At 53.5% G+C, this 24,632-nt stretch carries 11 protein-coding genes; 7 read left to right on the top strand and 4 right to left on the bottom strand.

All coding sequences use genetic code 11. From position 1 onward, the window contains the following. Positions 1 to 6: 6 nt before the first annotated feature. On the bottom strand, positions 7 to 132 hold the full coding sequence (locus tag AC286M_RS04150) for a hypothetical protein (protein WP_488203182.1): 126 nt from the start codon (positions 130 to 132) through the stop codon (positions 7 to 9). A gap of 500 nt (positions 133 to 632) precedes the next feature. On the opposite strand from AC286M_RS04150, the gene AC286M_RS04145 reads away from it, so the two are divergent. The 3 genes from AC286M_RS04145 to AC286M_RS04135 all read left to right on the top strand — a co-directional run bounded on the left by AC286M_RS04145 (position 633) and on the right by AC286M_RS04135 (position 9,061). Continuing rightward, the gene (locus AC286M_RS04145; RefSeq protein ID WP_488203181.1) at positions 633 to 2,378 is read left to right on the top strand and encodes a fatty acyl-AMP ligase; all 1,746 of its coding nucleotides are present in this window, start codon (positions 633 to 635) and stop codon (positions 2,376 to 2,378) included. A gap of 33 nt (positions 2,379 to 2,411) precedes the next feature. Further along, a complete protein-coding gene (locus AC286M_RS04140) occupies positions 2,412 to 2,702 on the top strand; it encodes an acyl carrier protein (protein ID WP_488203180.1) in 291 nt (96 codons plus the stop codon). Between the two features lie 65 nt (positions 2,703 to 2,767). Next, positions 2,768 to 9,061: an aminotransferase class III-fold pyridoxal phosphate-dependent enzyme gene (locus AC286M_RS04135; protein ID WP_488203179.1), complete on the top strand. Its 6,294-nt coding sequence runs from the start codon at positions 2,768 to 2,770 to the stop codon at positions 9,059 to 9,061. A gap of 114 nt (positions 9,062 to 9,175) precedes the next feature. Here the strand turns inward: AC286M_RS04135 and AC286M_RS04130 are convergent, their stop codons facing one another. The 3 genes from AC286M_RS04130 to AC286M_RS04120 all read right to left on the bottom strand — a co-directional run bounded on the left by AC286M_RS04130 (position 9,176) and on the right by AC286M_RS04120 (position 13,174). Beyond that, entirely contained in the window at positions 9,176 to 10,168 is a 993-nt protein-coding gene (locus AC286M_RS04130; protein WP_488203178.1) for a ferredoxin family protein, read from the bottom strand. 209 nt (positions 10,169 to 10,377) lie between these two features. After that, the gene (locus AC286M_RS04125; protein WP_488203177.1) at positions 10,378 to 11,349 is read right to left on the bottom strand and encodes an ABC transporter substrate-binding protein; all 972 of its coding nucleotides are present in this window, start codon (positions 11,347 to 11,349) and stop codon (positions 10,378 to 10,380) included. A gap of 190 nt (positions 11,350 to 11,539) precedes the next feature. Beyond that, positions 11,540 to 13,174: a cyclic peptide export ABC transporter gene (locus tag AC286M_RS04120; protein ID WP_488203176.1), complete on the bottom strand. Its 1,635-nt coding sequence runs from the start codon at positions 13,172 to 13,174 to the stop codon at positions 11,540 to 11,542. 249 nt (positions 13,175 to 13,423) lie between these two features. Between AC286M_RS04120 and AC286M_RS04115 the strand changes: the two genes are divergently transcribed. From AC286M_RS04115 to AC286M_RS04100, 4 genes are all read left to right on the top strand, one after another. Next, positions 13,424 to 15,001: a condensation domain-containing protein gene (locus tag AC286M_RS04115; RefSeq protein WP_488203175.1), complete on the top strand. Its 1,578-nt coding sequence runs from the start codon at positions 13,424 to 13,426 to the stop codon at positions 14,999 to 15,001. 142 nt (positions 15,002 to 15,143) lie between these two features. After that, positions 15,144 to 16,190 (top strand): TauD/TfdA family dioxygenase, encoded by a 1,047-nt coding sequence (locus tag AC286M_RS04110; RefSeq protein ID WP_488203174.1) that lies wholly within the window; start codon positions 15,144 to 15,146, stop codon positions 16,188 to 16,190. 96 nt (positions 16,191 to 16,286) lie between these two features. Further along, positions 16,287 to 20,960 carry a non-ribosomal peptide synthetase gene (locus AC286M_RS04105; RefSeq protein WP_488203173.1) on the top strand — a complete coding sequence of 1,558 codons (4,674 nt, stop codon included), beginning with the start codon at positions 16,287 to 16,289 and terminating at the stop codon, positions 20,958 to 20,960. Between the two features lie 2 nt (positions 20,961 to 20,962). Next, entirely contained in the window at positions 20,963 to 24,379 is a 3,417-nt protein-coding gene (locus tag AC286M_RS04100; RefSeq protein ID WP_488203172.1) for a non-ribosomal peptide synthetase, read from the top strand. The last annotated feature ends 253 nt before the right edge of the window (positions 24,380 to 24,632 follow it).

Here is a 24,632-nt window from a genome sequence, read left to right as displayed (position 1 = left end):
CAAGAGTTATCGCAGTGCGTCAGACGGCTGACAGCATTGAGTACGGTTGATTGCATCAGCTATCTGACTCGCCATTGCCGCCAAGTCTGTAGCAATGACGGTTGGGCAGGCCAATGCAGCTAGACCACGCATAAATGACCTAGCCACGAAGATTGGTAATTTGGTAACGAAGATCAAATTTAATGAGAATACTTCTTAATTATTTGATGGGGCATTGGCCGTCTTGTCAAGTCCCCTGTCAGAAATCCCTGTCGTCTTTCAAATCGTTGATCCAAGCTGCCTAGGCGATGCATTAGCAGCACTCGTGAGTTACTCGATTTTGGCTGAGATCTTGGCTGGGATTTTGGCTGAGCTATTTGATTTTGCTGAGCTATTTACTCGAAATCCCTTCTGCATCAGCACTGAAGCCAATTTATCGTACAGTTTGATAAACGCTCCTGACAGATTAGCGGTTTGCTCAACCTCTTGCATAACCCAAGTGTCTCAAGCGCGTCCTAATTAAACTTTCAACGGACGATATTAGCGATAAGATTCAACCTTGCCAAACAGGAAAAGATTGCGTATTCTTGTTGAGAATTCTTATCAAGCAAATGGCCTCTACCTTCAGTTCTTTGACTGCCCATCGTGCTGACATGACATGGGTGGATATCTTGCGCGATCGCAACGACCAGCAATCGGATCAAGTTGCCTTTCAGTTTTGGGAAACAGGTGAATCGCTCACTGCAAGTTTGACCTATGGGGCACTCGATCAGCGTAGTCGGGCGGTTGCAGCTCAGCTCCAGGCCCGTCAGCTCCAGCATGAGCGGGTGCTGATTCTTTGTCAACCAGGGCTGGACTACATTGTGGCGTTCTGTGCCTGCCTCTATGCAGGTGCGATCGCAGTGCCCATTTATCCGCCTCGACTGAATCAGCTACTGGAACGACTGCAAGCAATTGCGGCAGACGCTCAGCCGGCTATGTTACTGACCACACAGGCATTTAACGCTCAGATCAAGCAACTTGATTCAGATTCAGAGTTGAATTCGTTTATTCGGACTCTGCCGTGCTTGGTGGTCGATCAGATTGATGGGCAGGATGCAGGGGACTGGCAAGCACCTGCGATCCAGGCCGATACGATTGCGCTGTTGCAATATACCTCTGGCTCCACCGCGTCACCCAAGGGTGTGCAGGTGAGCCACGGGAATTTGCTGCATAATGCGGCTGCGATTCGCCAGCGGTTCGAGCTGACGCCTGCAAGTTCTGCTGTGATTTGGCTGCCGCCGTATCACGATATGGGTCTGATTGGTGGCATCCTACAGCCCATCTATGCCGGGTTTCCCGTGACATTGATGCCGCCGGTGGCGTTTTTGCAGCGGCCTTTGCGATGGCTACAGGCAATTGCTCAAACCCGAGCGACGGTTAGCGGTGCGCCGAATTTTGCCTATGATCTCTGTGTGCAGCGCAGCACGCCGGAACAGCGAGCTAGTCTCGACTTAAGCCACTGGACTTTGGCCTTTACTGGTGCTGAACCAATTCGGGCTGATACCCTAGATCGATTCGCTACTGCCTTTGCTGACTGTGGTTTTCGGCGAAATGCGTTTTATCCCTGCTACGGCATGGCTGAAGCGACGTTGATGGTCACAGGCGGGTTGCGATCGCACCTTCCCAAAACGGTTTCCGTCTGCGGCGATCGGCTTGAACAGCACCATGTTCAGATCACTGATCCCACTGCTCCAGACAGCCGCGTACTGGTGGGCTGTGGCTCTCCCATTGCCGATAGCCAAGTCGTTATCGTTAATCCAGATACGCGGATACGCTGTCAACCCAATGAAATTGGCGAAATTTGGGTGGCCAGTCCCAGCGTGGCGCACGGATACTGGAATCGTCCCCAGCAAACCCTAGAAACCTTCCATGTTTATCTGGCTGATACGGGTGAGGGGCCATTTTTACGGACGGGTGATCTGGGCTGGATGGATGACGGTGAGCTGGTTGTGATGGGACGATTGAAGGAAGTTATGGTGATTCGCGGTCGCAATCACTATGCTAGCGATTTGGAGAAAACGGTGGCGGCAAGCCATCCAGCGCTAGGGGCAGGCTGGGGGGCCGCATTTACGATTGAACAGGCTGGAGCAACTCATCTCGTCATTGTCCAAGAAGTGACGCGCACCTGGATTCGGCAACTGCAGCCCCAGGAAGTAATTACAGCCATTCGGCAGCGCGTTGCTCAGGTTCACGGTTTGCAGGTCGATACGGTGGTTTTGGTCAAACCGAGCAGTCTGCCAAAAACGTCGAGCGGCAAGATTCAGCGGCATCGCTGTCGATCCCAATTCTTAGCCAATCAATTACACAGTATTGCCGAAGATCGCCGTGCTCTGGCTAATCATCAACAGTCCGATTAAACCCGCTAACCTATATGACTGGAATCTTGAATTATGAATCAGCCCTTCGATGCGATCGCAGCTTACTCCGCTCATCAAAATCATATTCAGCCTTCAGCCGAAGCCATTGAGCTATGGATGATTGAGCGCTTGGCTAATCTTCTCCAAACGGATATCAATAACATTGATCCGGAGGTGCCGTTTGATGACTACGGGCTGGATTCCGCTGCGGCCATTGGTTTAACCGGGGAACTGGAGGAGTGGCTACAGCGCTCTGTCTCGCCAACTTTACTGTATGACTACCCCACGATTGCTGGATTAGCTGATTACTTGGCACATTCCTAGCATCAGGCTGTCGCTGATATGACTCATCAATCCCATTAACCGCAACCACATTAGAGGAATTGGGCATGAACTCCGTTGCCATTGTGGGATTATCCTGCCGCTTTCCAGGTGCAGACAGTCCCGATGCGTTTTGGCACTTGCTCCAGCAGGGGCAAGATGCCGTTACGCGCATACCCCACGATCGCCAAAATTCTGATTTAGCAGGTGATTCAGGCGCTAGTTTAAATCCTGCTTTTAGCGATCAAACGAATAGCTTTAAGGCTGATTGGGGTGGATTTTTGTCGGAAATCGATCAGTTTGATGCCGATTTCTTTGGCATTTCGCCGCGTGAAGCCGAACAGATTGATCCCCAGCAGCGGTTGCTGTTGGAAGTTACCTGGGAAGGCCTAGAGCAAGCTGCGATCGCACCCAGCACGTTGGCAGGTAGCAACACCGGAGTATTCATTGGCATTAGCCACAGTGACTATCGCCACGCGCTTCAGCAGCAAGGAACTCCAAATCCCTATAGCGGAACGGGTACAGCCTTATGCATCGCCGCCAATCGCATTTCCTATCGGCTAAATTTACGAGGGCCAAGCTTAGCAGTAGATACGGCCTGTTCGTCTTCGCTGATGGCTGTGCATTTAGCCTGCCAGAGCTTGAAGACAGGCGAGTGTGATCTTGCGATCGCAGGTGGTGTCAATCTCAGGCTGTCATCTACACTGACGCAGGTGTTTCAGCAGGCGGGCATGATGGCCGCCGATGGTCGCTGCAAAACCTTTGATGCCCAAGCAGATGGCTACGTGCGCTCCGAGGGATGCGGCGTAGTAGTACTCAAGCGACTGGCGGATGCGGAACGAGATTGCGATCGCATTTTTGCGGTGATTCGGGGTTCCGCCGTCAACCAGGACGGGCTGAGTAATGGACTAACTGCTCCGAATGGCCTGGCTCAGCAGGCGGTCATTCGACAGGCTCTAGTCCAAGCAGGTGTTGCCTCCCATGCCGTTAGCTATGTGGAAGCCCACGGGACTGGCACGGCTTTGGGCGATCCGATTGAGGTGAACGCCTTAAAATCAGTGCTGATGGAGGGGCGCTCGCAGCAGCAGCCCTGCGCGATTGGCTCGGTCAAAACCAACATTGGTCATCTCGAAGCCGCCGCAGGCATGGCCAGCCTGATTAAAGTTGTGCTAGCGCTCCAGCACCGCCAGATTCCGCCCCACCTGCATCTACAGCAGCTTAATCCTCGCATTGACCTATCGGAAACGCCGTTCTTTATTCCGCAACAGCTACAGCCGTGGCAGCTACCCGCAGGTGGAAACGATTATGTAGCAGGCATTAGCGCTTTTAGCTTTGGCGGAACCAATGCTCATGTAATCGTGTCTGCGGCTCCTGAACTACCCGTTCAGTTGCCCAAAACATTACTAGAACAGTCATCGACAGAAGTACAGGCAGGCTCTGCGTGGCACCTAATAATGCTGTCAGCCAAATCCAAATCTGCTTTGTCGGCTTTGGCTAAGCGCTACGCTCAGTTCTTGCAGGCGCAACCTGATGTGAGCCTAGACAACCTCTGTTTTACCGCTCACACGGGACGTTCAGCGTTTCCCCATCGCTGTGCAATTGTGGCAAACTCGGTGACGGATCTGCGATCGCAACTCTTCCTAGCAGATCAAGGCCAGGTGGGTGAGCAAATTCTACAGGCAAAAGCGGCGCGACGGCAGCCTGCGATTACGTTTCTATGCACGGGACAGGGCGCTCAGTACGTGGGCATGGGTCGCCAGCTTTACCAAACGCAGCCCACGTTTCGCCGCATTTTGCAGAACTGCGATCAGTTCTTACGTACAGAGTTTGATCAGCCGTTACTCAGCCTGCTGTATCCCGAAACAGAGCCAGAGGCTAGCGCGGCGCAGCTCAACCAAACGGCCTATACACAGCCCGCCCTGTTTGCCCTAGAGTACGCTTTAGCCGAACTGTGGCGCGAGTGGGGCGTTGTGCCCCAGCAGGTGATTGGACACAGCTTGGGTGAGTATGTGGCCGCCTGCGTGGCGGGAGCTTTGAGCTGGGAGGATGGCCTACGGCTGATCACTGTGCGATCGCATTTAATGCAAAACCTACCAGCTAACGGCACGATGGCAGTGGTCTTTGCGGCGGCTGAGACTGTACAAACAGCAATCGATCAGGTTGGAAGTGCAGTTGCGATCGCAGTCGTCAACAGCTCCCGCAATACGGTTATTTCTGGCGTTAAAGCAGCGGTTGATCAGGTACTACAGGTACTAGCTGAGCAGAGCATTCGCAGTCGCGCTCTACCCGTTTCCCATGCGTTTCACTCGCCGCTGATGGAGCCGATTTTGGCCGAATTCGAGGCAGTAGCCGCTTCGATCACCTATCAGATGCCTCGCATTCCAATGATTTCCAATGTGACAGGGCAGCCGCTGGCCTCTCCACCCGATGCCGCCTATTGGTGCCAGCATCTGCGACAGACCGTTCAGTTTGCGGCTGGTGTGGAATATTTGGCGACTCAAACTAGTCTCCAGAACAGTCAGCAGAACAGCCTATGGGTCGAAATTGGCCCCCACTCCACACTGCTGGGCATTGTGCAGCGGGACTATCCAGCCGCTGTGCAGCCCTGGCTACCGTCTTTGGAACGGGGAGAGAAAGACGGAGCGGTGATCTTGCGATCGCTAGGTCATCTCGCGACGCAGGGAGTTCAAGTGGACTGGACTGCATTTCATCAGCACCGTTCGTGCCAGCGCATTGCCCTGCCAACCTATCCGTTTCAGCGTCAGCGTTACTGGTTTCAACCTATGCAGCCTGCTCAACCCATCATGCCATCTTCTAATCATTCTTCCGCCCATTCTTCTGTACCGCCCGTTGCACCAATTCAGGAAAAGCTCCAGACTTTGGTTGCTGGCTTACTCAAGGTTTCGACTGAGCAAGTGGATACTCAAGCCCCATTTCTGGAAATGGGAGCGGATTCGATTGTGCTGATTGAAGCCGTGCAGGCAATTGAAGCCAACTTTGGCATCAAGATCACGATTCGTCAGTTTTTTGAAGACCTCAGGACGATTGAAGAACTAGCTGCATTTATCGCAGCGTCTACTGCTCAGCGGGAAGTATCACTCAGCATGAGTTCCGATACCGTACCGACTACTTCAGATCAGGCTCAACTGTCTAGCTCTGAAGTGCAAGCTGATTCTAGATCGCAGTCTGGATCTACTGAAACTCCTGTTAGCAATCCTCAATCTTCACAGCCCGTCAATTCGTCTCTGAGCCAGTCTATACCCACCAATCGCGGGGCTACAGCGTTAGAGCGCGTTGTGACTCAACAGCTTCAAGTCATGGCGCAGCAGCTCGCAATTTTGCAACAGGCAGATTCAGCATTGGCTACAGCAGTTACAGCACCAGATACCCTGCCAAATGCTTTGTCAAATGAAGCATCTATTACAGCACCAGCGCCCAAATCAAGCTCTGTTTCACCTTCTATCCCACAGCCAACTACCGTAGCTCGTCCGTCACCCAAATCGGTGTCTGCCGAAACAACTGCGGCGCTGACCGCTCAGCAACAGCAGCATCTCCAGTCACTGATTCAGCGCTACACTCAGCGCACGGCAGGATCAAAACGGCGAAAGGAGATGAGCCATCCTTACTTGGCGGATAGTCGTGCCTGTGCTGGATTTCGGCGCTCCACCAAAGAAATGCTGTATCCGATTGTCGGCATCCGTGCTGCTGGATCGCGGTTATGGGATGTTGACGGCAATGAGTACATTGACATAACGATGGGGTTTGGGGTGCATTTGTTTGGTCATGCCGCTCCGTTTATTCAGTCTGCTTTGGAAGCCCAGTTACAGAAAGGCATTCAAATTGGCCCCCAAGCCGAACTAACGGGCGAAGTGGCGCAGCTCATTCATGAGCTGACTGGCATGGAACGCGTTACCTTTGCTCAATCGGGCACAGAGGCCGTCATGACGGCATTACGACTAGCCCGCACAGCAACGGGACGCACCAAGATTGCTCGCTTTGCCCAGTCCTACCACGGTCATTTTGATGGAGTCTTAGCGCGATCGCAATCTGTTGTTGATGGACAGCAAGCGGTGCCGCTCGCGCCAGGAATCTCGCCCGGTATGGTTGAGGATGTGCTGGTGCTGGAATATGGCGATCTGCGATCGCTCCAGGTGCTGCAAGATCACGCTCATGAACTAGCTGCTGTTCTGGTGGAGCCAGTGCAGAGCCGTCGCCCTGATGTACAGCCCCGTCAGTTTCTGCACGATCTCCGGCAGCTCACGGTTGATCACGGTATCGCGCTGATTTTTGATGAGATTATTACCGGATTTCGGATTCATCCCGGTGGCGCACAGGCTTGGTTTGGCGTTGAGGCCGACATAGCCACCTACGGCAAAGTCCTAGGAGGCGGTATGCCGATTGGCGTGATTGCTGGCAAGGCGCAGTATATGGACGGAATCGACGGTGGTCTGTGGCGCTACGGCGACGACTCCTATCCTAGTGCTGAGCGGACGTTTTTTGCCGGAACGTTCTGTAAGCCGCCCCTGGCGCTGGCCGCTGCTAAAGCCGTCTTGCTGCATCTGAAGCAGGAGGGTGCCCAACTTCAGGAACAGCTCAACCAGCGGACGACCCAGCTCGTGCAGCGATTGAATTCATTCTTTGACCAGGCTGAAGTACCCATTCGGATGGTGCAGTTTGGCTCCCTCTTCCGCTTTACCTTTACCGGGAACTATGACTTGCTGTTTTATCACCTGATTGAAAAAGGCATCTACATCTGGGAAGGCCGCAATTGCTTTCTGTCAACGGCTCATACCGAGGCTGACATCGAGCGAATTATTCAAGCTGTTCAAGCATCCGTCGCTGAGATGCAGGCCGGAGGTTTTCTGCCGGGAAAGTCTTTAACGGTAGTGGAAACGCTGCCCCTGACGCCCAGCCAGCAGGAGATTTGGCTGCTCGCTCATCTGCAAACCGCCGCCTCTCTCGCCTATAACGAATCCATTTGGTTAGATCTGCGCGGCAAGCTAGAGGTTTCGGTTTTACATCGGAGCTTGCAACAGGTTGTCAATCGTCATGAGGCGCTGAGAACCGCTTTCCTACCGTCCGGAGAGGCGCAGCAGATTCAGCCCCAGGTTACGGTGGATTTGCCGGTGATCGATTTTACGTCTGATTCATCGTCAGCTTCGCCCTCAGAGCAGGCAACTCGTCTGCAAGCGTGGCTGCAAGCTGAACAGCAACAGCCCTTTGACCTGACACAGGCACCACTCCTGCGCGTGCAGTTACTGAAGCTGGCCGAGCAGCATTACGGCCTGGTGCTGACCGTTCATCATATTGTGGTGGATGGCTGGTCTACGCAGGTTTTGCTAGAGGAGATGACGGCTTTTTATAACGCTGCTGTCCAGGAACGTACTGTCGAAGAAAGTGCGATCGCACTTTCTCCACCTGCCTCTTATCGCGCTTATATTCAGCACCAGTGTGCGATCGCACTTCCTCCACCTGCCTCTTATCGCGCTTATATTCAGCGCCAGTGCCAAACTCCGGCTCAAGATAAAGCCTACTGGCGCGATCAGTTTACTCAAGGACTGCCTCGCTGGCGTTTACCAACTGAGTCTACAGCCGATCAGCAGGTCAACTACCGAGGCGATCAGCTCCAGTATGAACTGCCCACTAACCTATATCAAACTATTCAAACCTGGAGCGGTCAGCAGGGCTGTACACCGTTCATGACCTTGCTGGCAGGGTTTAACTTGCTCTTGCATCGGTGTAGTAAAGTATCGGATTTAATCGTTGGTATTTCTGTTGCTGGACAGGCACAGCAAGATAATCCAAACCTGGTTGGGCACTGCGTCAACGTCCTGCCGCTGCGGAGCCAGATTCAGCCTGATCAATCACTGATCAATTATCTGCACAACTTGCGGACTCGTTTATTGGACAGTTACGACCACGCCAATTATTCGTTCAGCCAGCTTGTGCGATCGCTACAGATACCGCGCGATCCGCGCACACCTATCTTGCCTGTGCTGTTCAACCTTGATCCATCGCTGCCTGTGCCTTCGCTGCATGATTTAGCAGTCAATGTTGTGCCCCAGCCGCCTGCCTATGTCCGCTGGGATCTAACCTGGCATCTGGTCGAAATGGACAACACTTTGCAGTTGAACTGTCTGTACGGTGCTAGCCTGTTTGAGCCAGCGACCTTACAGAGATGGATTGCGGAGTATGTGGCACTTCTACGAGGAATGATTCAGAATCCTCAGGTTTCGATTCAAGACCTGAATCAGCAGCTAGATCATCTGACCAAAACCCAGTCCCGACAGCTACAGGTTACATTAACCCAAACCAACCGCCAGAAGCTGGAATTGATCCATCGACGAGCCGTTCAGCCGTAGATCAAGTCGAATAGATACACTTATGTCTGTGGAAGGCTGACTTAGCCAGCCTTCCACAGACATAAGTTGAGTTTTAAATTGCGCGTTGCTTAACCCAACCTACAAAGATTAGTCCTAGGTTTCTACCAAAACTTTCCTCAGATCGTGAACTTGGTACTGCTTTATGGATCTGAAATCGCCCTTGCCAGAGTTATTCAGCGTTGTCACTGAGCCGCTGACAGCAACCGTAGCGTGATAGGAGCCAGAAACTTGTCCATCTGGGCTAGTAAAGTCAATTTGAACCTGAGTGTGCGATCGCACTTCATCTACGTCAATGATTTGGCCAGATTGACGATAATCGCACCAAGCCCAGCCCTCCTGCATGAGGATTTCGCGCTCGACAATTTGAGCCATTGGCGGTAGGCCAGCCCAGCCCCGATAGCAGTCTCGCAGTGCCGTCACGGGCTGATCCTGACGCATGAGAATCTGGGCGGTTTCAAGGTCTAGGTGGCCCCAGTAGCGACCTGTGGGAAAGTCGATCAGCGTGGGGGCTAGCCGATGGCTGCCGATGTGGCTCGTACGCCAAATCCGAGTGCGATCGCGTTCAGCGTCGGCCTGTAACGCAGCATAGATCGGCTCACCAAACTTGCCGCAGCAGATATCCAGTTCGGCGTGGGTACAAATCAGCAAGTCGCGCGTTGTATTGTCCTGACGATAAGCATCAAAGGCCGCTAGCTGGTCAGGATGATGCAGCGCTTGCACCAGCGGAATGACCTGATCATTGGGTACCCAAAACTCCTGTTTTTCGTAGGTGGCGAACTGTTCCGAGGGTCGCTGCCAGTAAAGAATTCGGCGATAGCCTGGTTTAGAGTAGTTGGGATCAGGTGCGATCGCAAGACAGCGCCCTTTGGCGCTTCGCTGAGCGGCCTGCTGCAAAATTGGCATCAGATCTTTTGGGAAATCATCGGCCTGTAGCGCGTTGCGGCCCCACGGTGGAGCAACTTCAATCACTAAATAGCGATCGCATTCTGGAGCCGAGCCAATCGGATCTTCACCGTTCTGCTTGGAAAAGACCGCACAGAGATCTGCATCTGGGCATGTTGTAACGGATTCGGACGAACTGATCATAGGGCTTCAATTTATGATTGAGGACGAATAATTTACCCTTGATGTGGGCAAATGGCTATTTGGCATGTGTTTAGCGCAGCTATAGGATCCCCCGCTGTTGCCGCCCCCTTAAAAAGGGGGCTGTTCCAACTCTGGCCCAAAGCCCCCTTTTTTCTGGGCGAAGCCATGCCCGAAGGGCTACAGATAGATGGTGTTCGACCACGGTGCAACTAGGTTTGGCCATTCGTAGGTTCAGCATCCGTTAGATACTTAAAGAGATCATCTAATACGGCGTTGGCAGCCAGGATGCCGTTGCCGAGAAACCAGGTATCAAATGGAACTTGGTAGACACGACCACGTTGGACAGCATCAAGCTGATTCCATAGCGGATGATTCATGATTTGCTGTGCCATTGAATCTTGCGGATTGTCTTGAAAGTAAAAGATCACATCTCCATCCATTGCCGGAATGGCTTCAATACTGACCGTTTCGTAAAATTCATCTTTATTTTGGGCTTCCGGTCGGGGGAGTCCAACCTGCTCCAAAACATAGCCACAAAATGAGTCTTTCATATACAATCGCACCTGATCAGGCCTGAATCGCAGGACTGAAACGGTTGTTGTATTCAAGCGTTCACCCATTTGCTGCCGAAAGGCTTGAATACGAGCTTGATAGTCTTGTAGTAACTGTTCGGCTTGCTCAGTCTTGCCCAGCGCTTCTGCGTAATTCAACAGGGCATCTGCTCGGTTCTCAACCAGTACCGTAGGTGCAATCTGAGACAGCGCACCGAAAAGCTGCTGATGGTCGTCCACAGAGCTGAGAATCAAGTCTGGATTAAGCTGCAAAATCGTTTCTAGATTAGGCTGAGCGGCATGACCAACGTTCTTGATCCCGGAGGTTTTGTTAGCTAGATAGTCTGGAAAATCGCCGTAGTCCGACCGCTGGGGAAATCCAGCATAGGTTGAGCCGATGGGTTTTGTGCCAAGTGCGATCGCACTATCTAATGCGCTTTGAGCCAACACCACCACTCGTTCAGGAGAATCTGGCACAACCGTTTCTCCTAAAGCATGTTCAACAACTCGGCCATTTTCTGGCTGCACAGGCTGTGAATCGATTGTTTGGCGACCGCTACAGGCGATCACCAACAGCAGCGGCATAGCCACCAGCAGAATCTGCTTCAGGAGTTGAGGCAGCCTAAACATAGATACTCTCCGCATCGGCAAGATTGAGAATAGACGTGACATGCAGGCGATGATTGCTGGTAAAGATAACCAAACACAAAGCCATCCATCATCGCTCTTTGAGAACTACTGGAATATAAGTGAGAATATCTATCAATTGAGTTTTCTTTCGTACCTTAGAGGGATTGCTGTGAGCTTGTCAAGAACCTGATCAAGGCAGAAAATGAGCTGTTTTGCTTTCGACCAGTTGGCCACTTTCCAATTTCAATATTCGGTCAGCCAAATGAAAATATTTATCGTCATGGGTAATCACCAGCACTAGTTTGCCACGCCGCTTCAGTTCCGGCAGAATTTCGCTGTAAAAGATGGCCTTAAACTGCGGATCTTGGTCAGCAGCCCATTCATCAAACAAGTAAATCGGACGATCTTCCAGATAGGCGGTTAGCAGGGCAAGACGCTTGCGCTGTCCCTGCGATAGCGCTGTTGTAGACAATGTGCCTGACTCAATCTGCACTTTATGGTCAAGCTGTAGGTCTGCCAGATAGGTTTGCGCTTGAGATAGCAACGTTGAGCTATCGAGCGCAATCAGACGGTTAAACAGGTAGAAATCGGCGAATATGGCAGAGAACTGCTGCCGATAGGCTTCGCGATCGCAGTCGGTCACAGGTTTGCCATCGAGCCAAATTTCTCCCGCTTCAGGTGTGTAAAGACCAGTAATCAGCTTGGCTAGGGTAGATTTGCCGCTACCGTTGCCGCCGATGATGAATACCACCTCGCGCGGGTAGAACGTTAAGTGCAGTGGCCCCAGCGTAAACGGATTAGAGTCGCGATCGTTGGCGTAGGTGTGGGTGACGCCGCGCAGCTCCAGATGTTGCCAGTCCTGCTGTTGCGGCATAACGTGGGTGCTAGGAGGCTCTAGCCAGCGGTGCAGCATCAGACCAAAGGATTCCACCTGATCGAGTGCTACGCTGGCGCGGCTAAGAATTGGTAGTCGCCGCATCAGATTTTCCAGCGGTGTGGTCAAGTAAATGATGGTCAAAATATAGCTGGAAACCAGGGGAGACGGTAGATTCCACTGCTGAGGCAGCACAAATAGAAAGAGGCTGAGAATGCCAAAAAATAGGAACTGGCCCCAACTTGCGGCTCCGGCAAAAATGCCCATGCCCATGATGTTGTGATGACGGTAGCGCGATGCCGTCTGGTGTAAGTCATCAGCGATAAAGACCTGCCGCCGCTGATAGTGTAGCTTCAGCTCTTTGGTACCGTTGACGATGCCGCGAAAGTGGTGAAATAACTGATTCTGCTCTTCCCGAGCCTGCACTAGAAAACGCCTAGCGCGCCGCGCAATCAGCTGATAGGTGACAGTGGCTAGGGCGATAAAGGCAAACATGATCAGAAAGAGCGGCAGTGACAGCCACGCTAAGTAAACGAGCGACCCGACCACGATGGCTAAATCAATGCAGAGGAAGGGAATGACGCTAAAAGCTGATGAAATTACTTCAATATCGGAGGTCAACGCCGCTAGTAAGCGATGGCTACCCAGATCTTCTAATCGCCGCAGGGGACAGCCCAAAATTTGCCGCGTCAGCATCAGCCGCAGTTGCAATAACGCCCCTTGAGCCAGCCGAATCAGCATTAGTTGAGAAATATAGCCCGCGACCAAGACGACTAGCAGCAGGCCAAAGAAGTAGCCGAGAAATTCGGCTGTAACCGTTTGCCGACCGTTGACGACCTCGTTGACTAAGGCCACTAATCGAGCGCTGCCGCCACCGCTCAAGATGCCAGCAATGATAGCCGCACTGATACCAAACCGGGACGTTCGCAGCAGCAGGTGAATTAAATTCATGAAACACTCCTCACAAACCAGGCGAGGAAAACCTGATTGAATTTAGTTGACAAAGATTCTTAAAAACATTTAATCTGCTACTGCAAGGATTGGCAATCACTAATTCTGCATTCAGTTTTGCCATAGTCTCATCCGCACAGTTTATTTATCCGGGCTTATCGAAAATATCTACTAATAAGTGGATGCACATTGGAGTATTAAACCCAAGCAGTCAATGCTAGCTGAGAAGATTTAGCAAGAGGATGCATCATGACGTTTACAAACTCTGCGGCTGGAACTGTAAGTGATATTACAAGCGGCGATGCGATCGCAGATTTGTCTCCAACTAAAAAGCGGTCGCGATTGGCTGCTTTGTTAAAGCAGTACATTCAGCAGGCCAACCAGTTTCCGCTATCGTTCGCTCAACAGCGGCTGTGGTTTTTAGATCAGCTCCAGCCTGGTAGTCCGGCCTACACCATGATGGTGGCGGTGCGGCTGCGGGGTCGGCTCCAGTTTACAGCTTTTGAGCGAGCGCTTCAGAGCTTAGTGCAGCGGCATGAAGCTCTGCGGACTAATTTTGTCCTAGTCGATGGACAGCCGTACCAGCGCATTCATCCCGTCACCCATCTGTCGCTGCCGCAGATTGAGCGGATTGATCTGTCGGCGCAGTGGTCAACCCAATCACCCGAGCAACAAGAGCAGATCATCCACTCCTATGTGCTCCAGCTTGCCCAGCAGCCATTTGATTTGGCTCACGATCAACTCGTGCGATCGCAGATCTTGCAGCTTGATGCGGATAATCACGTGATGCTGTTGGCGATGCACCACATTGTCTCGGATGGCTGGTCAATGGAAGTGCTGATTCGGGAGCTGGCCGTACTGTACAAGGCGCATTTGCACAATCGTCCGCCTGACCTGCCGCCCTTGCCAATTCAGTATGCGGATTTTGCGGTGTGGCAGCGACAGTTTCTTCAGGGCGATGTCCTGACTCAGCAGTTGGACTATTGGCGATCGCAGTTGTCTCCCCTCTCCGCGCTGCCCAATCTGCCGACTGATTTTCCTCGGCCTGCGGTACGCAGCCATCAGGGCGATCGGCACGGTTTGGCTATCTCCGCGACGCTGACGGCTAAGCTACAGGAACTCAGCCAGCAGGCGGATGTGACGCTGTTTATGACCACTCTGGCCGCATTCAAAGTTTTGCTGTACGACTACACTCAGCAGCCTGTCATCCGCGTGGGCACTCCGGTTGCCAATCGCGATCGGCCTGAAGTGGCGAACCTGATTGGCTTTTTTACGAATACGCTGGTGCTGCGTAGTGAGATGAGCGGTCATTCGACGTTTCGCGATCTGCTGCAACAGGTGCGGGATACTGCCGTTGGCGCTTATGCCCATCAGGACTTGCCGTTTGAAAAACTGGTCGAGGAACTGCAGCCGCAGCGAACGCTGGCCCAAACGCCGCTCTTTCAGGTGTGGTTTTATCTCCAGGCCGACCCGGTGACCACCGTTTCGTTTCCAGACCTAATGCTGGAGCCGCTTGAGGTTAATCTCAATACCGCTAAGCACGACCTGAAATTGGGACTCTGGGAGACTGCCGCTGGCTTGAGTGGCGCACTGGAATACAGTACTGACCTATTTGAATCCGCTACGGTAGAGCGATTGGCGCGGCATTATGAAGCACTATTGGCTCGGATTGCCAGTCATCCAGACGATTCCCTGGATCAGCTAGTGACCTATCTCCGCGACCTCGATCAGCAGGCGCAAACCCAGCAGGTGCAAACGCTACAGTCTACGCCACTCCAGAAACTCAAGCGCACCCGCCGTCAAACCCACTCATCCAGTCATTCTTAAATAGATTGGCATAAATAAACGCATCTAAAAAACCGGGGGAGCGCCCCTCCGGGGCGCTCCCCCGGTTTTTTAGATATGCATTTATTTATATGCAGCTACTTAATTACCAATTTATTGCTAGCTAACTTCAGCTCCTAGAACTATGCAACATGCGCCACGTCAACGGTTAGGGCAGATGCGCCGCCGCACCATGCAGGTGTCTCCCACCGCCCTAGTTACGACTACGTTCCTCAACCCAGCATCACTGCCGCTCGTTGTGCAGCCGAATCAAGCGGCTCTCCAGCTGTCCGAGTGGGCTGCTACCCAAACGGACTGGATTGAAGCTCAGCTCTACCGCTACGGGGGAATTCTGTTTCGCGGGTTTGAGGTGGGTGGCACTGAGGGATTTGAGCAGTTTTTGCGATCGCAGGGTGGTGATTTGCTGGACTATCGCTACCGCTCGACACCGCGCACCCAGGTCAGCGGCAAGGTCTATACCTCGACCGAGTATCCAGCTAGTCAATCGATCCCGCTCCATAACGAGATGGCCTACAGCCGCGAGTGGCCGCTCAAAATTGCCTTCTTCTGCACCCAACCCGCTGCCGCTGGCGGAAACACGCCGATTGCCGATAGTCGGCGGGTATTTCAGTCGCTGCCGAGGGAAATGTGCGATCGCTGGCAGCAGCGCGGCATTCGCTACGTTCGCAACTATGGTGGCAGATTGGATCTACCCTGGCAGACGGTCTTTCAAACTGAAGACCCTGCCGAGGTGGAAGCCTTCTGTCAGGCCAAGGGTATGACCTGGGACTGGCTAGACCCTGATCGCCTCCGCACTCAGCAAATCTGCCAAGCCACAGTCAATCATCCCGACACCGGGGAATCTGTCTGGTTTAATCAAGCTCACCTGTTCCACATTTCTAGTCTTGATCCCACCGTTCGCGCTGGCTTACTGGCCGACTTAGCGACAGCAGATTTACCGCGTAATGCCTACTTTGGCGATGGTGCGCCACTGGATGAGCCAGAGCTAGCCACGATTCGGGCTGCTTACCAAGCGGCTACAGTGGAATTCACTTGGCAAGCTGGAGATGTGCTGCTACTGGACAACCTACTCGTTGCCCACGGGCGGACTCCCTTCCAGGGCGCTCGGCAAGTGCTAGTCGGCATGGCGCAGCCACACAGACTGCCGTTTGAACCCCAATTTAGCCTCTAGTTCAGGATTTGCCCCGTAGGGGCGAACACCATTCGCCCCTGCCCCTACGTAAGTTTGTTCACTTTAAACCGATTAACATTAATCCTATTCGTAATCATGCAGACGACTCAATCTCCCTCTCCCTCAGCAATTGAAGGATATCGCCTGTCGCCCCAGCAGCAGCGCATCTGGAAACTACAGTCGATTCACCCCGATCAGCCTTTCCGCGTATCAGCGCAAATTCGGTATCACGGAGCGCTAGAGGCTGAACAATTGCAGGTTGCCCTCCAGCAGCTGATCAACCGCCATGAAATTCTCCGCACTACATTTCGTACCTTGCCAGGGATGACAGTGCCGCTACAGGTGATTGCGCCGACGCTTGATCCGGCTACGGTCTTGACAACTCACGATTGGCGGGATGTGTCAGTGACTGACCTCGCCTCTAAAATCGCCCATTGTCTGGAACAGCCATTTAACTGGGTGCAAGGCCCGCTTTTACAGGTTCACTGGTTACAGCGGCAGCCGTCTGATGATATTTTGCTGATTAGCTTACCTGCACTCTGTGCCGATGCGGCAACGTTGCCATTGCTAATTCAAGAGCTGCAACAGCTTTACAACAGCAATACCGCTGCCCCAGCAAGCGAACCCTTGCAGTATGCCGATTTGGCCGAATGGCAGGCCGATTTGCTGGAAAGTGAAGAGACGGCTGCTGGACGTAGCTACTGGCGACGCACTAGTCATTTAGATGACTGCATTCAATCGCTGCCTTTGGAGCATTCCAGTCCACAGACTACATTTCGACCCTGCACCCACTCCCTGTCGCTGCCAGCCGACCAAGTACAACGGATACAGAGCTGGGCCGCTCAACAGGATGTCACCGTGGCCGATGTATGTCTGGCCACTTGGCAGATAGTGATGGGGCGACTGAGCGAACAAACGGCAATCACTTTGGGTTATACCTGTGATGAGCGTCAGCAGTATGAGGAACTGCAAACAGCAGCAGGATTGCTAACGCGGGATCTGCCGCTGTGGATCAAGCTGCCGTCCGAGCAAACGTTTCTGGATATCGTGCAGCAGGCTCGTGCCGCTGTGCAGGATATCCAGCCCTGGCAGGACTACTTTGCCTGGGAGCAGATTCAGCCTCAGTCCACTGGCGGCTTTCCAGTCAGCTTTGGTTTTGAAAGTGTATCTGAATCTGCGATCGCAACTCCGTTTCAGCTAGAGCGAATTTTGGCTTGCCTAGAACCGTTTACGCTGCGCTTAGTCTGTCAGCATTACGCTGATCACGCTTCAGATCAGGACAGCTTGACCGCTGACTTTTACTATGATGCGAATCGTCTATCTGCGGCGGCTGTGGAGCAAATTCAGGGTCACTGGCTGACGCTGCTGCTGGCGGCAATCGCGCAGCCGAATACCCCCATTGCTCAACTGCCGTTGTTAACTGCGGCAGAGCGGCAGAGACTACTGATTGATTTTAATGCGAATTCTACTGATCCATTGCCCTATGCAAGTTGGCATCAGTGGTTTGAAGATCAGGTCAAGCAAACGCCCGATCAGCCTGCGGCGCGGTTTGAAGATCAGCAGTTGACCTACCGCGAACTCAATGCCCGTGCGAATCAGCTCGCCCACTACCTGAGGCAGACTGGCGTTAAACCAGAGAGTATTGTAGCGATTGTCCTACCGCGCTCTCTTGACTGGCTAATTGTCGTGCTGGGCGTTCTCAAATCGGGTGGAGCCTACCTGCCGCTTGATCCACATCAGCCTGTCGAGCGGCTCAATCATCTGTGCCAGAGCGCAGGAGCTGTTACCGTTCTAACAAATGCTGAGATCTGCGATCGCATCTTCAATCACATCTCAGGCTCAATGCCGGTTGTTGCACTGGATCGGGATTGGCCGACCATTGCGTCATCTAGTGTCGAGCATAGCACCGAGAATCCGGAGAACCTAACCCAGTCGTCTCATATGGCGTATGTGATGTATACGTCGGGATCTACTGGTCAACCGAAGGGCGTTGCCGTGGAGCATCGCCAACTGCTGAACTATGTACAGGGCATTATCCCGCAGCTACAGCTCAGCTCGGCAGCGCACTACGGTATGGTGTCTAGCGTGGCGGCAGACTTGGGTAATACGATGCTGTTTCCGGCCCTCTGCACGGGTGGATGCCTGCATCTGCTGTCGGAGGATCGGGTACTACAGGCGGAAGCACTGGCAGATTACTGCCGTCAGTATCCTCTAGATAGCTTGAAAATTGTGCCATCTCACCTAGCGGCTTTGCTGAGTGAAAGCGAGTCGGCGGACTGGTTGCCGCGTCAGTGTTTGGTGCTGGGCGGAGAGGCCGTTCCCAGCTCATTAGTTGCGACGGTGCAGCGTCAGGCTGCCCATTGCCGCATTTTGAATCACTACGGGCCGACTGAAACGACAGTCGGTGTGTTGACCCATGTGATTACTGATGGTTTAGAGCCTGGTGAGGCTCGCGACCTAGACGAGGTGGCTGTTCCCTTGGGTCGTCCTCTGCCGAATGTGCAGGTTTATGTGTTAGATGCCGCGTTACAACCCTTGCCAATCGGGGTACCAGGTGAGCTGTATATCGGCGGCGCTTCGGTATCTCGTGGCTACTGGCAGCAGCCTGATTTAACGACAGAACGCTTTATTGCCAATCCGTTTGGCCAGGGGCTGCTGTATAAAACAGGCGATCGGGTGCGGCACCTATCGAACGGAACGCTGGAATTTCTGGGCCGGATTGACGATCAAATCAAGCTGCGGGGTTATAGAATCGAGCTGGGCGAGATCACAGCCGTTTTGCAGCAGCATCCTGCTGTTCAGCAGGCAATTACGCTGTTGCGAACCGATAGTCCGGAAATATCGCGGCTGGTTGCCTATGTGGTGCCTGCACGACAGTCGAATACTTCTCCAGGGACGTTCACCAATCGCTCGACAGATGAGCTTGACCTGCGCCACTATCTAGCCGAAAAGCTGCCGGACTACATGGTGCCGACGGCGATTGTGCAACTGCGGGCGTTTCCCCTGACGGCTAACGGCAAAATTGATCGACAGGCCCTGCCTGTGCCACCGACCCAGCGAGCTGAGCAGACCGTTGCGCCAAGAACGCCAGCTGAGCAAATCCTGACCGAGATCTGGCAGCAGCTACTGGGCGTTGACGCGGTGGGTATTCACGACAACTTCTTCGAGCTGGGCGGAGATTCCATTCTGAGTATTCAAGCGATCGCAAAAGCGAATCAGGCTGGATTGCTGCTAACTCCGCGTCAGCTGTTTGAACATCAAACGATTGCAGCGCTGGCTGCCGTCGCAGGAACGGAAGCCGCATCAGTAGCCGAGCAGGGGCAGGTAACGGGTACTTTACCGCTGACGCCCATTCAGCATCGATTCTTTGAGCAGGTTATTCCTAATCGCCATCACTGGAACCAAGCGGTTTTACTCGCGACGCGCACGCCAATTGAGCCAACCGTATTAGAGCAAGCATTACAGCATTTGCTTCAGCACCACGATGCCCTGCGGCTGCGGTTTCAGCCGCATGACCAAAGTTGGCAGGCCGTTCACCGCCATGATGCCACCGTTCAGCTCACTGTAGTTGATGGGCGATCTTTGTCGCAGCCGGAATACCAGGAGCAGATTGCGTTCTGGGCGGAGAAGCTACAAACCTCAATGAATTTGGCAACAGGGCCATTAGTCCAAGCCGCTTGGTTCGACTGGGGAAGTCAGCGATCAGGTCGATTGCTGCTGGTGGTGCATCATTTGGTCATTGACGGGGTATCGTGGCGAATTCTACTGGACGACCTACAGACGGTATATCACCAGCTTCAGCAGAGGCAACCCGTTGAGCTACCTGCAAAGACGACGGCCTTTAAGCAGTGGGCTGAACAGTTGACGGTGTATGCCCAGTCGCCAGAACTACAGGCAAAGCAGATGGAGTGGCAGTTTGTGCAGGAGGCAGAAGCGACTCTGCCCGTCGATTATCCAGCCGGACAAAATGCGATCGCAACGGCTCAAACGGTGTCGGTGCAGCTTAATGCTGCCGCCACGAAAGCCCTGTTGCAAGATGTTCCTCAGGCTTATCAGACGCAGATTAATGACGTGCTGTTGACGGCACTGATGCAAGCGATCGCACCCTGGATCGGGCGCTCATCGTTGCTGCTGGAGCTAGAAGGACATGGCCGAGAGGATATTGGCGGTCAGCTCGATCTGTCGCGCACGGTCGGCTGGTTTACGGCTATCTTCCCAGTTCAGCTAACGCTGCCCACAGATAATGCACCCGGAGCGGCGCTAATGGCGATTAAGGAACAGCTCCGGCACAGTGGCAGGGGAATTGATTACGGCGTGTTGCGCTACTTAAGTTCGAATCACTCCGATGGGCAAGATGGGCAGGTAGAGGTGCGATCGCAGTTCCAGCAGCACCCACAGCCACAGCTTATTTTCAACTACCTGGGGCAGTTTGACAGTAGCTTACCTGAAACAGGCTTGTTTGATATTGCGCCTGAATCCCACGGCGTAAGCCGCGATCCACAGGCAGAGCGACGGCATCTCATTGAAATCAACGGTCGCATCCTGGCTGGACAGCTACAGTTGGACTGGACGTACAGCAGCCAGTGCCATCAGCGGCAGACCATTGAGCGCTTGGCTCATAGCACTTTGAACAAGTTGCGATCGCTGATTGAACACTGTACGGCAGCGGATGCGGGTGGCTACACGCCGTCTGATTTCCCTCAAGCGCAGCTCAGCCAAACGGACTTAGAGCAGGTACTGGCTCAATTAGCGCAGACGGAGGAGGCTTAGTCATGAAGATTCCTAATCTGGATGACCTATACCAGTTGACCCCGATTCAACAGGGGATTCTCTTCCACAGCCTAATGGCTCCCCACGCTGGCATGTACTGTATCCAGCTCAGCTTTACAATTCGTGGGGCTTTGCATGTTGATGCTTTCCAACAGGCTTGGCAGCAGGTACTAGTGCATCAGCCTGTCCTGCGAACTGCCTTTCTCTGGGAAGGTCTGGAGAAGCCGCTGCAGGTGGTGCAGCGACAGGTGCAGCTACCGATCATCCAGCTAGATTGGCGCGATCAGTCGGAAGCCCAGCAGCAGGTAAGCTTAGCAGCATGGCTCCAGCAGGATCGGCAGCAGGGGTTTACGCTGAATCAGCCACCGCTGATGCGATTAGCATTGATTCAGCTAGGCGACCAGGAATACCGCTGCGTCTGGAGTAAGCACCACCTACTGCTAGATGGCTGGTCAACTAACTTGGTACTGAAGCAGGTCTTCGTCTGCTATGACGCACTGCGTCAGGGACAGCAGCCCGTACTAACACCGCCACCGCTCTACCGTGATTACGTGGCTTGGCTGCAAAAGCAAGATCTGGCTAAGGCCGAAACCTTTTGGCGACAGGGGCTACAGGGAATCATCGCTCCTACACCGCTAGGGATTGATCGAAAGCGCGATCGCAGATTTACGCCGATTGCCGATACGGCTAGTGCTGCTCTCACGCTTGCCCCAAACTGTACCGCTAACTTGAAAAGCTTCGCGCGGCAGCATCAGATCACCTTAAACACCCTAGTGCAGGGCGCTTGGGGAATTTTGCTGAGCCGCTACAGTGGTGAGTCAGACGTGGTCTTTGGCGTTACGTCGGCAGGACGACCACCGGATTTAGCCAATTCCGAATCGATGGTGGGTGTGTTTATCAACACGCTACCAACTCGCGTACAGGTCGAATCCAATCAGTCGCTCATTCCCTGGCTGCAAGCGCTACAGAATCAGCAGGCAACCCTGCGCCAGTATGAATATAGTCCGCTGATGCAAGTTCAGCAGTGGAGCAAAATTCCGCAGGGTACACCGCTGTTTGAAAGCATTGTGGTGTTTGAAAACTATCCAATTGATCCGACGCTGCGGCCAGATGCTCAGTCGTCTACTCGTGCCTTGACCGACCAGGATAACGCGGCCTGGATCAGCAATGTTCAAAGTACGGAGCGGACGAACTATCCGCTGACCCTTATCGCCATGCTCGATCCAGATGCGGTACCGGGTGGGCTGCTGCTCCAGGTGCTGTATGATCAGCAGCGGTTTGCAGCGGATGTGATGGAGCGCTTGCTAAACCATCTGCATCAGCTACTAATTGGCATGATGGAGCAGCCCACGTCGCAGTTGGCCGACTTACCCTGGCTGACGGCAGCGGAGCAGGAACAGCTACTCACCTGGGGAGCAGCCAAAGCCGAGTTCCCAGTGACGCCAGGACTGATTGAGCGCTTTACAGCTCAGGTACAGCAGCGACCAACTGCGATCGCACTGACCTTCTCTCATAATGGTAACGAGCAGTCGCTCACCTATCGTGAACTTGATCAGCGTTCGAATCAGCTAGCGCATTATCTGCGGCAGCAGGGAGTAGCGGCAAATCAGCTGGTGGGACTGTGCTTACCGCGATCGCTGGATCTGATTGTTGCTATTTTGGCGATTCTGAAGGCGGGTGGAGCCTACGTGCCGCTTGACCCCAGCTATCCAGCAGAGCGCTTACGCTGGATTCTAGATGATGCTCGTCCGGCTGTGGTTTTGACCCAAACTGACTATTGCGATCGCTTAGGATTGGCTGATGATGGCGGCGTCTGTTTAGACCGGGATGCAGCCGCAATTGCCCAGCAGTCAATCCTGCCGCCGCTGAAGCTACCGCAGCCCGACCAGTTAGCCTATGTAATTTACACCTCTGGCTCTACTGGCAAACCGAAAGGCGTCCTGGTGCGCCATGCCCAAGTTGTGCGGCTATTTACGGCCACCGAAGCGCAGTTTAATTTCGCAGCTACCGACGTTTGGACGCTGTTCCACTCCTATGCCTTTGATTTTTCGGTCTGGGAAATTTGGGGTGCACTGCTTTACGGCGGACGGTTGGTGATCGTGCCCTACGAGGTCAGCCGCTCACCTCAAGACTTCTATCAGCTACTGAAGCGGGAAAAGGTAACGGTACTGAATCAAACTCCTGCCGCGTTTCGGCAGTTGATGGCAGTAGATGCAGTAGCGGTTACAACTGATATGTTGAGTGCTTCTAATGCTGATGGTGAGTTGGATGTAGCCACTGCATCAGATTTGACGCTGCGCTGGGTAATCTTTGGCGGGGAAGCGCTGGAGCTGAACAGTTTGCAGCCCTGGTTTGCTCGACATGGCAATCGCACACCGCAGCTCGTCAATATGTACGGCATTACCGAGACCACCGTGCATGTCACCTGGCGATTGCTGTCTCAAGCCGATACGGCTGAATCAGCTAGTCTCATTGGTCAACCCATCCCTGATTTGGCAGTCTATGTGCTGGATCAGCAGCAGCGGCTGGTGCCAATGGGTGTCCCCGGTGAGCTGTATGTGGGTGGGGCCGGAGTGGCTCAGGGCTACTTGAATCGCCCTGAGCTGACGGCAGATCGATTTGTTCCTAACCCGTTCCAGTCAGGCCAAGCCAGTTCAACTCAGCCAGTCCTCTACAAAACAGGCGATTGCGTTCGTCTGCACAGCACAGGTGACCTGGAATATCTCGGTCGGCTCGACCAGCAGATCAAGCTGCGCGGCTTCCGGATTGAGCTGGGTGAAATTGAGGCTGCCTTCAATCAGCATCCGGCAGTACAGACCTCAGCCGTGCTGCTGCGACAGGAGCAACCGGATCAGTCGCGACTGGTAGGCTACTGGGTACCGCATCCTACCTCGGATTCAGTGACCGACGGGGATTTACGTCAGTGGCTACAGGCCAAACTGCCTGACTATATGGTGCCTGCGGCTTTTGTGCGGCTAGAGACATTTCCGCTGACGACAAACGGCAAGCTCGATCGCCGCCGCTTACCTGTCCCTAGTAGCGCTCGTCCAGCCCTCCAGGTAGCCTATACTCAGCCTCAAACCGAGCTGGAACAAACTATTGCGGCAGTTTGGCAGCGGATTCTTCAGCTTGACCGCATTGGCATTCACGATAGCTTTTTTGATCTCGGTGGCAACTCGCTGCTTCTACTTCAACTGCATCATCAGCTTCAAACTGCGCTCCAGGCAAAGTTCGAGCTAATGGATCTATTCCGCTACCCGACGATTCATGCGCTAGCTGGGTTTTTGAATCGCTCAGATTTACAGGCAGATACAGAAGCCGAGCAACTGCGATCGCACCAGCAGAATCAGCGAGAACAAGGCAAAGCCCGACTCCATCAGCGCCGTCAACAGCGACGCGATCAGCAAAAAATCGGTTAATCCAACTCCCTCTCTCTGTGGCTACCGTGTACACACATCTTGATCACTGCCTCTCAACCCCGAATGATCCCCCCTTACCCCCCTTAAGAAGGGGGGATTGACTCAAAGTTCCCCCTTTTTTTTCTAGGCGAAGCTATGCCCGAAGGGCTATAGGGGGATTTAGGGGGATCTCAACGTTGAAACGGAGTCTAGAGACTTATGTGTACACAGTAGCTCTGCGGGAGAGGGAGTTGAGGGTGAGGGCAATCCAGTT

This window comes from Thainema salinarum CENA647 (assembly GCF_057732415.1).
The sequence above is the reverse complement of the archived record's forward strand: the minus strand, read 5'-3'. Positions and strand labels throughout refer to the sequence as shown.

What these genes read in the sequence shown, in the direction of transcription:
- AC286M_RS04150 (WP_488203182.1), bottom strand. Translation starts at nt 132, where the DNA reads ATGCGTGGTCTAGCTGCATTGGCCTGCCCAACCGTCATTGCTACAGAC.
- AC286M_RS04145 (WP_488203181.1), top strand. Translation starts at nt 633, where the DNA reads ATGACATGGGTGGATATCTTGCGCGATCGCAACGACCAGCAATCGGAT.
- AC286M_RS04140 (WP_488203180.1), top strand. Translation starts at nt 2,412, where the DNA reads ATGAATCAGCCCTTCGATGCGATCGCAGCTTACTCCGCTCATCAAAAT.
- AC286M_RS04135 (WP_488203179.1), top strand. Translation starts at nt 2,768, where the DNA reads ATGAACTCCGTTGCCATTGTGGGATTATCCTGCCGCTTTCCAGGTGCA.
- AC286M_RS04130 (WP_488203178.1), bottom strand. Translation starts at nt 10,168, where the DNA reads ATGATCAGTTCGTCCGAATCCGTTACAACATGCCCAGATGCAGATCTC.
- AC286M_RS04125 (WP_488203177.1), bottom strand. Translation starts at nt 11,349, where the DNA reads ATGTTTAGGCTGCCTCAACTCCTGAAGCAGATTCTGCTGGTGGCTATG.
- AC286M_RS04120 (WP_488203176.1), bottom strand. Translation starts at nt 13,174, where the DNA reads ATGAATTTAATTCACCTGCTGCTGCGAACGTCCCGGTTTGGTATCAGT.
- AC286M_RS04115 (WP_488203175.1), top strand. Translation starts at nt 13,424, where the DNA reads ATGACGTTTACAAACTCTGCGGCTGGAACTGTAAGTGATATTACAAGC.
- AC286M_RS04110 (WP_488203174.1), top strand. Translation starts at nt 15,144, where the DNA reads ATGCAACATGCGCCACGTCAACGGTTAGGGCAGATGCGCCGCCGCACC.
- AC286M_RS04105 (WP_488203173.1), top strand. Translation starts at nt 16,287, where the DNA reads ATGCAGACGACTCAATCTCCCTCTCCCTCAGCAATTGAAGGATATCGC.
- AC286M_RS04100 (WP_488203172.1), top strand. Translation starts at nt 20,963, where the DNA reads ATGAAGATTCCTAATCTGGATGACCTATACCAGTTGACCCCGATTCAA.